The sequence below is a fragment of the Microbacterium sp. ZXX196 genome (assembly GCF_009709595.1).
Classification (GTDB): Bacteria; Actinomycetota; Actinomycetes; order Actinomycetales; family Microbacteriaceae; genus Microbacterium; species Microbacterium excoecariae.
The window spans coordinates 1-277 of the sequence record NZ_WMEE01000137.1; the positions used below are offsets into that span (position 1 = coordinate 1).

Sequence of the window (277 nt, forward strand, 5' to 3'; positions counted from 1 at the left end):
GGACGGAAACCGGGGACGTTAATCTTGCCCCGCATCTTTCGGTACGCCTTTTCCATGGCGGCTTCGAACTCGGCGGCCTCCACCTCGATGGTCAGCGCCACCTGGCTTTTCTCGATCTTCTCGCAGCTTTTCACACTCATGTCTGTTTTCCTCCGTTCATTCCCGGCGCTCAAAAAGCATTCCGCCGGGCAGTTCAGTATTCTATCAGAAAAAAATTGAAAATTCCAGTCTTTTTTCCTTCAATCACAAATTTTTTTCGGAACAAAGCCCAGATAGT

1 protein-coding gene is annotated in these 277 nt (G+C 49.1%); it reads right to left on the reverse strand.

Annotated features, from left to right (window positions below; genetic code table 11):
• A partial coding sequence (locus tag GJQ66_RS15745; RefSeq protein WP_368732938.1) for a trigger factor occupies window positions 1-140 on the reverse strand: 140 nt, incomplete at its 3' end.
• Between the last annotated feature and the right edge of the window lie 137 nt (window positions 141-277).